This window comes from Devosia sp., from assembly GCF_030689745.1.
GTDB lineage: Bacteria > Pseudomonadota > Alphaproteobacteria > Rhizobiales > Devosiaceae > Devosia > Devosia alba.
Window position 1 is genome coordinate 1 of sequence record NZ_JAUYGL010000101.1, and the last position, 16,348, is coordinate 16,348.

Genomic DNA, 16,348 nt, shown 5'->3' on the forward strand with positions numbered 1-16,348 from the left:
CAAGGACCCGGCTTCCGTTCGCAAGAACCTCGCCGTCCACGTTTCTCTTTCTTCTATCTTCACAATGTCAAAGAGCTGACCCAAAAACCAAACGGTCTCAACGTCATGTGAAAGCTATCGCTTTCAGAAATCCTGCACAAACACCCTATCCCGGTTGCCCGGAAACCAGATCGTCTCTGCCAGAAACACCGGAACAGTGGGAGCATAAAGCTCGACGTCGTCCAGTGGGCGGGTTGTAGGCAAGTCCATGAGAACTGTCAACACCCTATTTTCAGTTTCCAGACCGTTCTGAGTTGCCTCAATCCGGTCCAAATCCCGAACCACTTTTGTCTCTAATTGCTTAGTGATTTCAGTGGTTTGCCTCAGTCCTTAGTGCCTTTCGGCGCCGCGCCCTGAAGCGATGACCGGGTTATAGGGGCGGCCCTTTTGCCTGTAAACCCCTCAAAACGACAAAACCGTCATTTTCTGACGCCCTGACCTCGACCGTGTAGAAAACCCGACTAAATCAGCAGGGATTATGGGCGCTATCCCCTGAGCTCGACAGCCCCGGGATCGGCGCACATCCCGCCACAGTTTCCGCCCCACCATATCCACTACGGACAAACCCGCAGTTTTGCCGCATTTTCTATCGATACGAGGCATCTGATTGATATAGACTCCGCGCACACATGCGAGCGCACCAGGCGCCAGAGGGTTACGAGCCGGCAATTCGACCGGCAGGGGATCTGCAATGACAGACCAAAGGATGGGGCGTTGAACGCAGCGCAAAGAAATCGCCACGCCGCCTTGCTCAAGGCAACTGGCTTCCAGGACTGCCCCGCACTGACGACCCAGTCGACCGATGGCGAAATCCCCCATGGACGTGAGCTCAGCTTCGCCTGGCTGACCGGCACGGTGATGACGGGGCTGACCAGCGTGATGCTGATGGGCGCAGCGCTCTATGTCTCCTTCCAGGGGCAGGATACCTTCTCAACGGCCTATGAGGCGCTGCAATTGTCGCGCCCCCGGGTCGAGGGCCCTGTCGCCACCGACATGTCCGCCAAGTCCTCCCGGATCCGCCCGGTTGCCGCGACGCGCTCCGATCTTGAAATCATCGAAGCCTCGATTCGCGAGACCGTGGACGGTCGCGACATGATCCGTAATCAGCCCTTCATGCGCATTCGCGCCACGCTGGCGACTGCCGCCACCTCCCTGTCGGACGGTATTCCAGCCTACGATCCGGTGGCCATTCTCAATGCCACCCAATCTGTGGCCAGCGCCGCCGACGCCATTGAGATCAATACCGATGTCTATGGCGCCGAAGTCGAAGGCGAGGTCGCCGTCAGCCTGGCCGACATGCCGATGACCTTCGTGCCGCCCCAAGCCATTTCCGATCAGGGCGCCGCCGACTTCGTGCGCCGGCTTATCGACTCCAGCACCTCCATTGTCGGCGGCGTGCCGACCATGGCCTATGCTGCGCTCGGTCCCAGCGTACGTGACCTGGGGCTGGCCACCGATGCCGGCACCATTGGCGGCATTGCCGAAAACGTCACCGTGGTGCCCAAGTCGACGGCCGCCTCCGGCGCCGGACTGGGGCGTTCGGAACGCTTCCTGACGCTGCGCGATGCCACATCGCTCCCCGAAGTGCTGGGCAAGAACGGTTTTTCTGCCAACCAGTCCGCCCTGGTGATCGACGCCTTGCGCAATGTGCTGCCCGCCACCGAACTGCCCAGCCAAACCCGGCTGCGCATTCTTTATGGTCCGCTCAGCCGCGAAGCGACCAGCCTGGTGCCCTATCGTCTGAGCCTGTACGAACCACAGTCCGAGGACAGCTATACCCACGAGGCCACCGTCGCCCTGACCGATACCGGCCAGTATGTGTTGGGGATCGAGCCGGACTTCATCGACTTCCCCGAGGAAGACACCGAAGAAATCAACGTTGCCAACCTGCCCAGCGTCTATCGCTCGATCTGGGAAACCGGCCGCAAACATGAGCTGGACGACAACACCATTGAGCGCATCATCGGCATGTATGCCTATGACGTGGACATGACGAAAAAGATCAGTGCCGGCGATGGCATTGAGGTGCTGAAAACCGCCCCCACTGCCGACGGCATTAGTGAATTGCTCTATGTCGCCCTGACCCTGGGCAATACCACCCGCAAACTCTACCGCTTCGGCACGGAAGACGGCGCAGTGGATTTTTATGATCCCGATGGCGAGACCGGCAAGCGCTTCCTGACCCGCCGGCCGCTCGAAGGCGGCGGCGTGCTGCGCTCGCGCTTTGGTTACCGCATTCATCCCATCTTCAAGTCGCGACGCCTGCACACCGGCGTCGATCTTGCGGCCCGCACCGGCACCCCCATCTATGCCGCCGGCGATGGCGTGATCAAATATTACAAATGGCAATCGGGCTACGGCAACAAGATCGAGCTGCAGCACGTGAACGGTTATGAGACCGCCTATGGCCACATGTCGCGCTATGTCGAGGGGCTGTCGGTGGGCAGTCGCGTGCGCCAGGGCCAGATCATCGGCTATGTCGGCTCCACCGGCCAGTCGACCGGTCCCCATCTGCACTTTGAGATCAAGATCAACGGCAATCTGGTCGATCCGCTCAGCGTCAAGCTGCCCAAGGACAATATCCTGGCCCAGCGCTACCAGGGCGAATTTTCCCGCACCATGGCGCAGATCGATGACCTGATGGAACGCCAGGCCGCCCCGATCACGGTGGCGGCCGCCAATTAGCCTTTGCGCTCCAGCGTCAGCCAGGCCACGAGCGCTGCCGCCAGGCACAGCCCGCCATTGAGGTAGGCAATGGCGGCAAAGGCGGTATTGGTCGCCGCCTGCCGCAGGATTTCTTCGCTAGCGTCGAGGCCACTGGCCGGCAGTCCGAAAAACACCGGCAGCTCTGCGGCGCCGCCAAGCGCCCGCTCGAACACCAGCGCCGCCAGCATCCCCATCGCCGCTACCGCAACCAGGCCGGCCACGCGAGAGACGGCATTATTGGTGCCTGAGGCAATGCCGGTATCGTCATCGTCCACTGCCGTCATCACCGCTGTGGACAGGGGCGACACCACCAGCGCCATGCCCACCCCCGCCAGCGCCAGCAGCGGCAGCACCGCCAGCCAGAGCTGCTGCAATGGCGCGGTGATGGCCAGCCCGGCAAAGGCCAGCCCGACCAGCAGCGAACCCAGGGTGATGGGCGGGCCGGCGCCGAACCTGTCGGCCCACTGCCCGCTCAGTCCCGACAATAGCGAAATCGCCAGTCCAAACGGCAGCATGACCAGCGACACCTGCGCCGGCGAACTGCCCCAGCCGGCAATCAGCGTCATCGGCAGATAAAAGGTGACGCCGGTCAGGGCGAAATAAAGGAGAAAGGTCAGGCCATTGGCGCCGGAAAACTGCCTGATGGCGAACAACCGCAAGGGCAGCATGGGATCGCGAGCGACCCCCTCCCACCACACGAATCCGGCCAGCAATACGGCGCCGCCGCCGCAATAGCCCAAGATATGGGACAGCGGCGGCACGCTTTCGCTGCCACTCCCGGTCAGCCCGAAGGCCACCAGCATCAATCCCAGGCTGGCCAGCCCCGCCCCGACAAGATCGAGCCTGTGCCGGGCACTGGCCTGATCGGCCGGCACGCGCAGCAGCAACAGGGCCAGGGCAATGGCGCCCAGCGGCAGATTGATGGCAAACAGCAATCGCCAGCTCCAGTCCCCCAGCAGGGTCAACACCAGGCCGCCCAGCACCGGTCCCATGATCGTGGTCAGCGAGGAGGCCGCCGCCCAGATGCCGATGGCCCGCCCGCGCTCGGCCCTGGGATAGGCCTTGGCGATGATGGCCAGACTGCCCGGGATCATCAGCGCCGCGCCAAGGCCCTGCACCACCCGGGCCCCGATCAGCACGCCGATCATCGGCGCCAGCGCGCAGACCACTGAAGCGGCGACAAATATCGCGATCCCCAGGCCGAACACGCGGCGCAGCCCGAAGCGGTCGCCCGCCGCACCCCCCAGCAACAGGAGCGCACCCAGCAGCAGCAGATAGCCATTCGACACCCATTGGGCGTCAGCCAGTGTGGCGTTCAGATCGGCGCGCAGGGCGGGAATGGCGATCGAGAGCACCGAGCCATCGATAAAGGCCATGCTGGAGGCCAGGATGGCAGCGATCAACACATAGCGCCGCTGCGCCTGCGGGCAAAAGCTCGCTTCATCCGCTGCGCCGGCCCGGGCCATGCTCGCTCCCCGCTTCAATCCACGCTCAGCTTAGTCGCGGCTGATCCACACCGCCATCTCATTGCCGCCCGGCTCGCGGAAATGAAACCGCCGGCCGCCGGGGAAATCAAACTGGGCTCTTGTGATCACGCCACCTGCCGCAATGACCCGACGCTCCGCGTCGTCAAGATCGTCGCTGCGCACGATGACCATGGTCGCCGCCACCCTGCCCGCACCCTGATCAATGCCCCCATCAATTCCCGCGCCGTTCAGCCCATCATAGTCGGGACCATAGCTGGTCATGTCCCAGCCAAACGCCGCCATGAAGAATGCGCTGGTTGCCGCTCGGTCGCCGGACGGAAATTCCACATAGTCGATCTGCTCGTTCATCGGTGCACCTCATTTGTTCCGCCTTTGTTCTAGACCGATAGTGCAGGCAGCGCAAGAAAAAGGCCGGTCTTTCAACCGGCCTTTCATTGTCATGCGGCAGCATCCGTCAGATCATCGGGCCGTAGCACGATGCCGTCGTCATCGGCATCGACCACCACCCGGCTGCCATCGTGGACCCGGCCAGCCAGAATTTCCTCGGCCAGACCGTCCTGCACGGCGCGCTGCAGGGCGCGCTTGAGCGGGCGGGCACCATAGGCCGGGTCATAGCCTTCATTGGCCAGCCAGTCGCGGGCCGCCGGGGTGAGCTGCAACGTGATGTCACGCTCCTTGAGCAGCTCCTGTAGCCGGCCGAACTGGACGTCGACAATCGCGCCCATATGTTCGCGACCCAGGCGATGGAACAGCAGGATTTCATCGATGCGGTTGAGGAATTCTGGCCGGAACGATGCCTTGACCATGTCCAGCACCTTGCCGCGCACCAGTTCCACCGAGTCCCCGTCCTTGAGCTCGACCAGATACTCCGAGCCCAGATTGGAGGTCAGGATGATCACCGTATTGCGGAAATCAACCGTGCGGCCCTGTCCGTCGGTAAGCCGGCCATCATCGAGCACCTGCAGCAAGACGTTGAACACGTCGGGATGTGCCTTTTCGATCTCGTCGAACAGCACGACCTGATAGGGCCGACGCCGCACCGCTTCGGTCAGCACGCCGCCCTCCTCATAGCCGACATAGCCAGGAGGCGCCCCGATCAGCCGGGCGACGGAGTGCTTCTCCATGAACTCGCTCATATCGAGCCGCACCATGGCGGTGTCGTCATCGAACAGGAACTGGGCCAGACTCTTGGTCAGCTCGGTCTTGCCGACGCCGGTTGGCCCCAGAAACATGAACGAGCCAATCGGCCGGTTCGGGTCCTGCAGGCCCGCCCGCGAGCGGCGCACCGCTCTGGAAACGGCGGCAACGGCTTCGGCTTGCCCGATCACTCTGGCGCCCAGCGAGCTTTCCATATGCATCAGCTTTTCGCGTTCGCCTTCCAGCATCCGGTCCACCGGAATGCCGGTCCAGCGGCTGACCACCTGGGCGATATCGCTCGGCGTCACCACTTCGGCCGCCATCAACGGGTCAGGCGTGCCATCGCTATTGCTGTCTTCCGCCGACGCGATCCGCTTTTCGAGGTCAGGAATGACGCCATAGGCCAGTTCACCGGCCTTGGCCAGATCACCCTGCCGCTGCGCGATTTCCAGTTGGCTGCGTGCGCCATCCAGCTCTTCCTTGAGCTTCTGGCTGCCCTGCAGGCGTTCCTTTTCCGCCAGCCATTTGGCCGACAGACCCTGTGCCTGCTCTTCCAGACCACCCAGTTCGGTTTCCAGCCGCTCGAGGCGCAGCCGCGAGCCTTCATCCTCTTCCTTGCGCAAAGCCTCACGCTCGATCTTGAGCTGCATGATGCGGCGATCAAGCTCGTCCAGCGCCTCGGGCTTGCTGTCCACCGCCATGCGCAGGCGCGCGGCGGCCTCGTCCATCAGATCGATGGCCTTGTCAGGCAGGAAGCGGTCGGCAATGTAGCGGCTCGATAGCGTTGCCGCGCTCACCAGTGCCGAATCCGAAATCCTTATGCCGTGGTGCAACTCATATTTTTCCTTGAGTCCACGCAGGATCGAAATGGTGTCTTCCACCGTCGGCTCGTCCACGAAGACCGGCTGGAAGCGGCGGGCCAATGCCGGGTCCTTCTCGACATGCTTGCGGTATTCGTCCAGCGTTGTGGCACCAACACAGTGCAACTCACCACGCGCCAGAGCGGGCTTGAGCAGATTGGATGCGTCCATCGCGCCATCGCTCTTGCCCGCGCCAACCAGCGTGTGCATTTCATCGATGAACAGGATAATCTGCCCGTCCGAGGAGGTGACTTCGTTCAGCACTGCCTTGAGACGCTCCTCGAACTCACCACGATATTTGGCGCCGGCAATCAACGCCCCCATATCGAGCGACAGCAGCGACTTGTTCTTGAGCGATTCGGGCACGTCGCCATTGACGATGCGGATGGCCAGACCTTCGGCGATCGCTGTCTTGCCGACCCCAGGCTCGCCAATCAGCACCGGATTGTTCTTGGTGCGACGGCTCAGCACCTGAATGGTACGGCGAATTTCTTCGTCCCGGCCGATCACCGGGTCGAGCTTGCCCTCGCGCACATCCTCGGTCAGGTCGCGCGCATATTTCTTGAGCGCATCATAGCTGTTCTCGGCCGACGCCGAGTCCGCGGTGCGACCCTTGCGGATTTCCTCGATGGCCGTGTTCAGCCCCTGCGGCGTCACCCCGACCGAAGCCAGGATCTTGCCCGCATCATTGTCTTTCTCGACCACCAGGGCGAGCAGCAACCGCTCGACCGTGACATAGCTGTCCCCGGCCTTCTGCGCCGCGCTCTCGGCGGTATCAAAAACCCGCGCCAGTTCACGGCTGAGATAGAGTTGCGAACCATCGCCTGACACGTTGGGAATTTTCGTCATGGCCGCTTCAACGGCTGCTCGCGCGCTCTTGGCGTCGCCACCGGCCCGGTCGATCAAGCCATTGGCCATGCCCTGGTCGTCATCAAGCAGCACCTTGAGCAGATGGATCGGCGCAAACTGCTGATGCCCCTTGCCCAACGCCATGGTCTGGGCACTCTGAATGAAGCCGCGGGCCCGTTCGGTATATTTCTCGATATTCATGCAACTCTCCTGATCTCGTCCGCTGCCGGCCCCGAAGGCACCCAACAAGCGGCGGAAGCGTCGATTGATGAAACGCCTGACCAGCAGCGCTGCTCCATCACCAAGGGGTATGTAGGTACATTTGCCCTGAACAAAAGTCCCCGTTCCGGCGAATAACGCAAAAAGGCCGGGCATCGCTGCCCGGCCTTTGATCAATCTGTCGCCAGCCTATTCGGCCGCGTTGGTGCTGCCTGCGGTCAGAAACGCCGGCAGTTCACCAATTTCAGGCTGGTCGGCGCTGGCCGGGTCGGCACCGGCGTCACCACCGGCAGGCCGGCGACGCCGCGGACGCCGCTCACGCGGCTTGCGCGCCTCGCCAGCTTCAGCATCAGCCTCAGCGGCGGGAACATCTGCGCTCTGGGCGGCTGGCTGGCCACCGGCAGGCGCCTCGCCTTCAGGCGCAGCGGCGGCGGGGCGTTCCCGATCGGGCCGCTCGCGATCAGGGCGGGGACGGCTGCGATCGGGGCGCGGCGGGCGTTCACCCTCGGGGCGCTCCTGGCGCGACTGACGCTGCTCGCCATCGCCCTGCTCATCGCCATCCTGTTGCGCCTGCGACTGCGGCGACGGCTGCGGCTGTGGCGAGGCAAAGCGCGAGTTCATCTCGGGCATGTCGTCATCGAAATCGCCATCATCGCCGTCGGGGCGTACCCCGCTCTGGGCCTGCTGGGCGCTCGAAACAATGCGGAAATAATGCTCGGCGTGCTGGAGATAGTTCTCCGCCATCACCGAGTCGCCACTCGATTGCGCATCACGGGCCAGCTGCAGATATTTCTCTGCCACATGGGCCGCGTTGCCGCGCACCTTCACATCCGGGCCGTTGCTTTCGAAATTGCGCGACAATGGATTGACGTGCTTGCGTCCACCGTTCCGGCCACGCTGGCGGTTCTTGTTATTCTGGTTGCTGGGTCTCATCTGGTCGCTTTATCTAACTCTAGAAAAATAAGCGTCACACTGCTGGCGGATCGGCATGGTGCCTGATCGGGCAGCTCCCCGCGAAGATCAATATCTTCTGTCGTGGGGCTCTAAATGGCTTCATGAAGACCGAAACCGTCTGACGGCGCTCCTGACCCATCCTGCGTTATTCCAGCCTCTGCTGGAACCGCGCTGCCGTGTGCAGCATCTGGAAGTGTCGGGTGGCATGTCGCCGTGGCGCTCATGAAGCGCCGTTGACAGCACGGGTAAACTATAGTGTTCGCGTCGGCTTTGCCAGCATTAATTGCGCGCTGTTAAAAACTGCACTCAATGCCAGCTCCCATATGGCGCACGCAGACCACGCGATCAAGCCCCGCCAGATCCTGCCGCACGCTGACATCCTCATAGCCGGCTTCGAGAAACAGTGCGCTCACCGAGGCCCCCTGATCATGGCCGATCTCGACCAGCACTTGCCCGTTTTCCTGCAGAAATCTTCCGGCATGCCGGGCAATGATCCGATAGGGCGCCAGCCCATCGGGCCCGCCATCAAGCGCCAGTTGCGGATCAAAATCGCGCACCTCACCGGCCAGCGTCTCGATCACCGCCGAGGCGATATAGGGTGGGTTGGCCACAATCAGCTCAAACCGTTGCGCTGGAAGCGGCTCAAACCAGCTGCCCTCGAGCAGCGTCAGGCGTTCCGCCACGCCATGCCGCGCGGCATTGGCCTGCGCGGCCTGCAGCGCCAGCGGGCTCAGGTCAACGCCAACAGCACTGATGCCCGCCATATTGGCCAGCACCGCGATGGCAATGCAGCCTGTGCCGGTTCCCAGATCGAGCACAGTCCCGCCCTCCGGCATGGCCGCAAGGGCCAGATCGACCAGCAATTCTGTATCGGGACGCGGCTCCAGTGTTGCTGCATTGAGCGCAAAATCCAGCCCGTAGAACGCGCGGACACCGATAATCCGGGCCACCGACTCGCCGGTCATGCGGCGTTGCAGCAGGTCCGCGACCCGCGCCGCGCCGCTCTCATCGACGGTTTCATTCTCCTGGGTAGCCAGTTCCAGAGCACTCAGGCCAAGCCCATGCTGGGTCAGCAGCTTGGCATCCAGCGCCGCCGTGGCGAAACCCAGCCGGCTCAACACGTCGCGCCAGCCGCGCCAAAGCGCGCCAATGGTCGGCGTCTGGCTCAGTTGGATTGTTCCATGGCCGACAGCTGCGCCGCCTGGCTTTCGGTGATCAGCGCCTCGATCAGCTCATCCAGCGCCTCGCCTGAAATCACCTTGTCGAGCTTGTACAGCGTCAGATTGATCCGGTGATCGGTGACCCGGCCCTGCGGGAAGTTATAGGTGCGAATCCGCTCGGAACGATCGCCCGACCCCACCTGGCCCTTGCGCTCGGCCGAGCGTGCGCTGTCGCGCTCCTCGCGCTGCATTTCATACAGTCGCGAGCGCAGCACCACCATGGCCTGGGCTCGGTTCTGATGCTGGCTCTTCATCGCCGAGGTCACCACCAGGCCGGTGGGAATATGGGTCAGCCGCACCGCCGAATCGGTCGTGTTGACGTGCTGCCCACCCGCGCCGGAAGCGCGCATGGTGTCGATGCGGATATCTTCAGGACGGATGTCGATGTCGATGTCTTCAACTTCGGGCAGCACCGCCACCGTGGCGGCCGAGGTGTGGATGCGGCCCGAACCCTCGGTCGCCGGCACCCGCTGCACGCGATGCACGCCACTCTCATATTTCAGGCGCGCATAGACGCCCTTGCCCGACACATTGGCGATGATTTCCTTGAAGCCCCCCATTTCGCCGGGGCTTTCTTCCATCACCGTGACTTTCCAGCCGTGATTGGCCGCATAGCGCTCATACATGCGGAACAGGTCACCAGCGAACAGCGCGGCTTCGTCGCCGCCCGTGCCGCCGCGAATTTCCAGAATGACCGATTTTTCGTCGGCCTCATCCTTGGGCAGCAACAGAATGCGCACGGTCTGGAACAGGGCCTCGATCGTCTCGTCGAGTTCCTCGATCTCGGCCTGCGCCATTTCGGCCATTTCCTTGTCGCCGCCCTTGAGCAGCGCCTCGGCCTCCTTGCGATCCTTCAGCGCCTTGGAATAGGCGCGGATCTGTTCCACCAGCGGCGCCAGTTCGGCATGTTCCTTGCTGAACTTGACAAATTCATCGGGCCCGGCCCCGCCCGAAAGCGCCGCTTCAACATATTGAAAACGGGTCTCGAGGGCGTCGAGCTTGTCCTGGGGAAGAGAGGCCATGGATCGGGTCTTTCAAGTCTTGCGCAGCCACGCTTTAGGGTCAACGCGGCGCAACTGCAAGGGCAGAGCCATCAGGCCTGAGATCAAACCGGCAGCTTCTGTTTGTCGATCCATTCCTGCAGCAATTGCCGGATCGAGATCCCATCGGCACCATCGCTGAGGGCGGCATTGACCGATTGCCGGATCGGTTCGAGGTCAAGATTGAGTATCAGCTCCTTGATCGGCCCGATTGAGGCCGGCCCCATCGACAGCCGGGTCATGCCAATCGCCATCAGCGCCAGCGCTTCGAGCGGCTTGCCGGCCAGTTCGCCACACATGGTGATCGGAATATTGTAGCGCCGCGCGGCATCGACCACCAGGCGTATGGCCCGCAGACGCGGCATGCCAATGGGGTCATAGACCTTGGCCACGCGCGGATTGGCGCGATCCGATGCGGTCAGGAACTGCACCAGGTCATTTGATCCGATCGAGACGAAATCGGCCAGCGGCAGCAATTGGTCGAGTTCGAACAACAGCGATGGCACTTCAACCATCACGCCCAATTCCAGCCGGCTCGGCAGGGGCGCGCCGGCACGGCGCAGCCGGTCGACTTCCTTGTCCACCACCAGCCGTGTCCGCACGAATTCAAACGTCTCGGTGACCATCGGCACCAGGATCTTGAGCGGGCGCCCATTGGCGGCCAGCAGCAGCGCCCGGATCTGCGTCCGCAGCAGGCCTGGCCGCTCCAGCCCCAGCCGGATCGAGCGGAACCCCATGGCGGGATTTTCCTCGGTCATCGAGCGCTGATAGGGCAGCACCTTGTCGCCGCCGATATCGAGCAGACGAAACACCACGGGCCGATCCCCGGCGATCGCCATGGCCTCGGCATAGAGCTCGGCCTGCTCGCTCAGCTTGGGCAGTTTGCTGGCGATCATGAACTGCAATTCGGTGCGGAACAGCCCCACACCGACCGCACCCGTATCGTCGAGCATGGGCAGGTCCGCAACCAGCCCCGAATTGTGCAGCAGAGCGATCGCCACCCCATCGCGGGTAATCGATGGCTTGTCCTTGAGTGCTGCATAGTGCGCCCGGCGTTTGGCCGAGACCTTCACCTTGTCGACATAGGCCTGCTCGATGTCCGGGGTGGGCCGCAAATGCACAATGCCCGCCGTGCCGTCCAGAATGATATCGTCGCCGGTTTCGCACATCGAGACGATCGACTGCGCCTGCCCCACGGCCACCATGCCCAGCGAGCGCGCCACGATAGCCACATGGGCGGTGCTGCCCCCCTCCTCCAGCACGATGCCGCGCAGCTTGGTGCGATCATACTCGAGCAATTCGGCCGGACCCATATTGCGCGCCACCAGAATGGCATTGTCGGGCAACACCTTGCGCGACAACGCGTGTCCGTCGCCCGTCAGCACGCGCAATAGCCGATTGGCCAGATCATCCAGATCGTGCAGCCGGTCGCGAATATAGGGGTCGGTCTGGCGCAGCATGCGGGCGCGCGTATCGTTCTGCACCCGCTCAACGGCCGCTTCCGCCGACAGCCCGTTTTCGATCGCCTCGGTCAGCCGGTGTACCCAGCCCCGGTCATTGGCAAACATGCGGTAGGTTTCAAGAATTTCACGGTGGTCGGTTGGGCCGGCCATGTCGCCATGGTCCAGCATCACATCGATCGACATCCGCATTTTTTCGAGCGCCGTCTCCAGGCGCAGCTTTTCGGCGTCGGTATCGTCGGCAATGAAATTGGTGACCACCACACGCGGATCGTGCAGCACCACCTTGCCCAGAGCGATGCCGTCGGTGAAGCTGACGCCAGTAAACATGCGCGGCCGCCTGAGATCGATATCGGAACCCGGCTTGATCAGATTGTCAAAATCGGAGGTGGCGACCATCTCGGCCAGAATTGTGGCCGTAGTCAGCATCGCCTCGATTTCATCTTCACCATAGTGGCGGCGCTCGACATTCTGCACAACCAGAACACCCAGCGTCTGCCCGGCCCGCAGCACCGGCACCCCCAGAAAGGCATTGTAGCGCTCTTCGCCGGTTTCAGGGCGATAGGCAAAGGAAGGGTGGCTGGTGGCATCGTCCAGATTGAGAGGCTCGGCATCGGCCGCAATCTGGCCGACCAGCCCCTCACCCAGGCGCAGGGTCGTCATATGTACTGATTCGGCCGCTAGGCCTTTTGAAGCGAAAAGTTCGAGGGCGCCGTCGTCGCGCAGCACATAGAACGAGCACACATCGGCGTGCATATTGTCGGCAATCAAGCCAACGATCTTGTCGAGCCGCGCCTGCGAAGCCAGTTGCTCCGCCATCGTCTCGCGCAATTGCCGCAGCAACACGCGTGGGCCGCCTGTACTCGTCACCATAAACCCTTAGACAGCCCGCAAAGCCGCCCCCCTATAGTGGACGCGGCTCAACCCCCTCGAGCGAGCTTATGCGTCCTTCTTGTCCAACCCGTAATAAGTATGCAGCGCCCGAACCGCAAGCTCAGCATATTGCTCATCAATCAATACTGAGGTCTTGATTTCTGATGTGGTGATCAGCTGGATGTTGATGCCCTTGTCGGCCAGCGCCCTGAACATCGAGGATGCGACACCGGCATGGCTACGCATTCCCACACCCACAACCGAGACCTTGGCGCCGCCCTTGGAGCCCGATATCCGGGCATATTCAATGCGCTCGCCGGCATCCTTGAGGGTCTTGATCGCCCGGTCATATTCACTGTCGGGGACGGTGAAAGTGATATCGGTCGTCGCCCCGTCATCGGCGATGTTCTGCACGATCATATCGACGATAATGCCCTGATCGGCCAGCGTGCCAAAGATCTCGGCGGCGACACCGGGATTGTCCTTGACGTCGCGCAGGGTGATCTTGGCCTCGGCCTTGGCGAGCGTCACGCCCGAAACGATCTGCTTTTCCATGATCTCATCCTCATCGCATACCAGCGTACCGGGGACTCCGGGCGAACCATCGGGCGCCAACTGTGGCGCATCGGGGTCATCAAAACTGGACCGCACCAATAGCGGCACCTTGTAGGCCATCGCCATCTCGACCGAACGGATCATCAGCACCTTGGCACCCAGCGATGCCATTTCCAGCATTTCCTCAAAGGAAATCTTGGTCAGCCGTTGCGCCTTGGGAACAATGCGGGGGTCCGTGGTGTAGACGCCGTCTACATCGGTATAGATATCGCAGCGATCCGCCTTGATCGCCGCTGCCACGGCGACCGCTGAGGTATCCGAGCCGCCACGCCCCAGCGTGGTCACCCGGCCATGCGGGGAAATGCCCTGAAACCCGGTGATCACCGGGACCCAGCCATCGTTCAGCCGCTTGTTGAGTTCGGTGGGGTCAATCTCGGTGATCCGCGCCGCGCCATGCGCGTCATCGGTATAGATGGGCACCTGCCAGCCGGAAAACGACCGCGACTGGATGCCCATTTCCGAGAGCACGATGGCCATCAGCCCGGCAGTAACCTGCTCGCCCGAGGCCACCACGGCATCATATTCGCGCGCATCATGCAGCGAACTGGCTTCATTGACCCAGCCAACCAGCTCATTGGTCTTGCCGCTCATGGCCGAAACCACCACAGCAACCTGATGACCGGCATCGATCTCACGCTTTACATGGCGTGCGGCCTGCCGAATACGCTCAACAGTGGCAACCGATGTTCCACCGAACTTGACGACTATCCGGGCCAAGACCCTACCCCGTTCCTCCGGCAGAACCCGCCGGTACGCTTCTCTTGCGCGCTGCAATGCCACAAAGCCGCGGCGGGATCAACGGGAATGGCGAAAGTGAAGGCATTGGGCGAGGCGGAGAGGGCTGGAACGGGGTGGCAAGAGGACAGTCTGTTGTTGGACCACCGCCCTATGAGACGGACGGCGATGAGCAAAGGTCTTCTGCCCGTGTCCGCTTTGGTTGGTGCTCATGCCGTTCCTTCTGAAGCCAAGAACACGTTCTGTCGTTGCTTTGGCGAGTGGCAGACTACGAATTGGACAACGAGTCTCGTTGATGCAAAAGCCTCCATATAGCTTTCCGATGCAGATCCAGCGGACCTGCATCGGCTGTTTCGGCCGGTGGTGACCTAAGCTTCCAACGCAACCGCGTCGGCGCCAGCCGGAATGCGCATCGGAGCGGACGGATCGTTGGCAGCACGCCAAACGGCCTCGGCGACATCGGCGGACAGCGTCTTGGGCGCGCCCGGGGTCCGCATGGCCGCGATTACCTCATCGGCGAACTCGGCATAGGCAGCGGGGAAGCCGCCACTCTCCTGCAGCCGGGAAAAAGCGGTACTGCCAAAGCTAGTATCCGGTGCGGCGCCGGGCAGCACAATCTTGACCGCGATGCCAAAGGGGGCGAGTTCGATGGCCAGGGATTCGGTGAAGGCGTTCACGGCGGCCTTGCTTGCGGTATAGACGGACAGCAGCGGCAGCGGCTTCATCGTCACGCTCGAGGTGACGTTGATGATGAGGCCTGCCTTGCGCTCCCGGAACTGGGGCAACACTGCGCTGATCATGCGCATGGTGCCCAGCGTATTGGTCTCGAAGACTGACCGGGCGACATCGCGGGGGGTGCCTTCAAGAGCGTTCATCCAGCCGATGCCTGCATTGTTGACCAGTACGTGGATCGGTCCCGCTGCCGCTACGGTTTGGCGAACGCTCTCGTCATCGGTGACGTCGAGTGGCAGCACGACAAGGTTTTCCGATTGCGGCAGCAGATCGCTGCGCGGCGAGCGCATGGTGGCGATGACCTTCCAGCCCCGATCTAGGAAATAGCGGGCGGTATCCAAGCCAAAGCCGGAAGAGCAGCCGGTGATGAGCACGGTTTTCATGAGACGTCCTTTCATGGTGTTCAATGCCACCTATGTGGACTGCAGGACCCGGACGCGCTATCATGATACATCCTGAATGCATTAGAGATAGTCCCGAATGATCGATCCTCTCGCCGAAATCGTCAGCATGCTGCAGCCGAGCCTGCCTTTCTCCAAGGCGGCAAGCGGCTCCGGCAATTGGCGGGTCGACGGGGCGGGCGACGGCAGCCCGTTCTTTGCGGTTATTCTCGAGGGATCTACACGACTGTCGATCAACGGACAGCCCGATGTCGACCTGCAAGAGAATGACTTCGTGCTCATTCCGGCAGCCTACCGCTTCACCATGTCGAGCACGGGCGAAGCGGTCGATGATCACACCGATCCGTTCCGGGTGACCCGGCTGGGCGACGAGACGCGACATGGCGACCCGACCGGCGCGGCCAATATGCGCGTCCTGATCGGGCGGCTGGCCTTTGGCTCCCCCGATACAACGCTTGTTTTCGCGCTGCTGCCCTGCCTGCTGCATGTGCGGGGGCAGGCGCGGCTGACCAGCCTCGTGCGCATGATCCGCGACGAGGCGCAAAGCGACAGGCCGGCCAAGGAGATTGTGCTTGAACGGCTGCTGCAGCTGCTGCTGATCGAGGCTTTGCGCTCCGATGCTGCCGGCCTCGAGACCCCAGGCTTGTTGCGCGGCCTGGCCGACAGGCAGCTCGGTATCGCCATCCGGCTGATGCATGAAAACCCGGGCAAAGCCTGGACAGTGGAAGAGCTGGCCGCCACGGCCATGCTGTCGCGGTCAGTGTTCTTCAACCGCTTTCAGAAGCAGACCGGCATGGCGCCGATGGAATATCTGCTGTCGTGGCGGATGGCGCTGGCCAAGGACATGCTGCGCCGCCGGGACGGCGGCATTAAGGAGGTTGCCGGGCGGATCGGTTACGGCTCGGCCAGCGCCTTTAGCGTGGCGTTTTCCAGGTTTGTTGGTGTTGCCCCAAGTCAGTATGCGCGGCCGGCGCCGCCCGCCTCACAAGGGGCCTAGACGAAGAAGCTCCGTAGCCTGGCC

General features: G+C 62.5%; 11 protein-coding genes. 2 read left to right on the forward strand and 9 right to left on the reverse strand.

Features of this window, described 5'->3' with window-relative positions; genetic code table 11:
- Positions 1–753: 753 nt before the first annotated feature.
- The gene (locus Q8O80_RS08440) at positions 754–2,724 is read left to right on the forward strand and encodes a M23 family metallopeptidase (protein ID WP_305578900.1); all 1,971 of its coding nucleotides are present in this window, start codon (positions 754–756) and stop codon (positions 2,722–2,724) included.
- Here Q8O80_RS08440 and Q8O80_RS08445 read toward each other — a convergent pair.
- The 9 genes from Q8O80_RS08445 to Q8O80_RS08485 all read right to left on the reverse strand — a co-directional run bounded on the left by Q8O80_RS08445 (position 2,721) and on the right by Q8O80_RS08485 (position 15,309).
- On the reverse strand, positions 2,721–4,211 hold the full coding sequence (locus Q8O80_RS08445) for an MFS transporter (protein WP_305578902.1): 1,491 nt from the start codon (positions 4,209–4,211) through the stop codon (positions 2,721–2,723). The genes Q8O80_RS08440 and Q8O80_RS08445 overlap by 4 nt on opposite strands.
- A 30-nt stretch (positions 4,212–4,241) precedes the next feature.
- Positions 4,242–4,580, reverse strand: coding sequence for a VOC family protein (locus tag Q8O80_RS08450; protein WP_305578904.1), 339 nt, complete (start codon positions 4,578–4,580; stop codon positions 4,242–4,244).
- A gap of 89 nt (positions 4,581–4,669) precedes the next feature.
- Positions 4,670–7,279, reverse strand: a complete 2,610-nt coding sequence (clpB, locus tag Q8O80_RS08455) for an ATP-dependent chaperone ClpB (protein ID WP_305578906.1) — start codon at positions 7,277–7,279, stop codon at positions 4,670–4,672.
- 207 nt (positions 7,280–7,486) lie between these two features.
- Entirely contained in the window at positions 7,487–8,230 is a 744-nt protein-coding gene (locus Q8O80_RS08460) for a DUF4167 domain-containing protein (RefSeq protein WP_305578908.1), read from the reverse strand.
- 314 nt (positions 8,231–8,544) lie between these two features.
- On the reverse strand, positions 8,545–9,426 hold the full coding sequence (gene prmC, locus Q8O80_RS08465) for a peptide chain release factor N(5)-glutamine methyltransferase (RefSeq protein ID WP_371136147.1): 882 nt from the start codon (positions 9,424–9,426) through the stop codon (positions 8,545–8,547).
- Positions 9,417–10,493, reverse strand: coding sequence for a peptide chain release factor 1 (gene prfA / locus Q8O80_RS08470; RefSeq protein WP_305578912.1), 1,077 nt, complete (start codon positions 10,491–10,493; stop codon positions 9,417–9,419). Before prfA ends, prmC begins: the two co-directional genes overlap by 10 nt.
- Before the next feature lie 83 nt (positions 10,494–10,576).
- A complete protein-coding gene (gene ptsP, locus Q8O80_RS08475) occupies positions 10,577–12,844 on the reverse strand; it encodes a phosphoenolpyruvate--protein phosphotransferase (RefSeq protein ID WP_305578914.1) in 2,268 nt (755 codons plus the stop codon).
- Between the two features lie 66 nt (positions 12,845–12,910).
- Positions 12,911–14,176 carry an aspartate kinase gene (locus Q8O80_RS08480; protein ID WP_305578916.1) on the reverse strand — a complete coding sequence of 422 codons (1,266 nt, stop codon included), beginning with the start codon at positions 14,174–14,176 and terminating at the stop codon, positions 12,911–12,913.
- Between the two features lie 386 nt (positions 14,177–14,562).
- Positions 14,563–15,309 (reverse strand): SDR family oxidoreductase, encoded by a 747-nt coding sequence (locus Q8O80_RS08485; RefSeq protein ID WP_305578918.1) that lies wholly within the window; start codon positions 15,307–15,309, stop codon positions 14,563–14,565.
- Positions 15,310–15,406: 97 nt separating this feature from the next.
- Between Q8O80_RS08485 and Q8O80_RS08490 the strand changes: the two genes are divergently transcribed.
- Positions 15,407–16,324: an AraC family transcriptional regulator gene (locus Q8O80_RS08490; RefSeq protein WP_305578920.1), complete on the forward strand. Its 918-nt coding sequence runs from the start codon at positions 15,407–15,409 to the stop codon at positions 16,322–16,324.
- Positions 16,325–16,348: the final 24 nt, after the last annotated feature.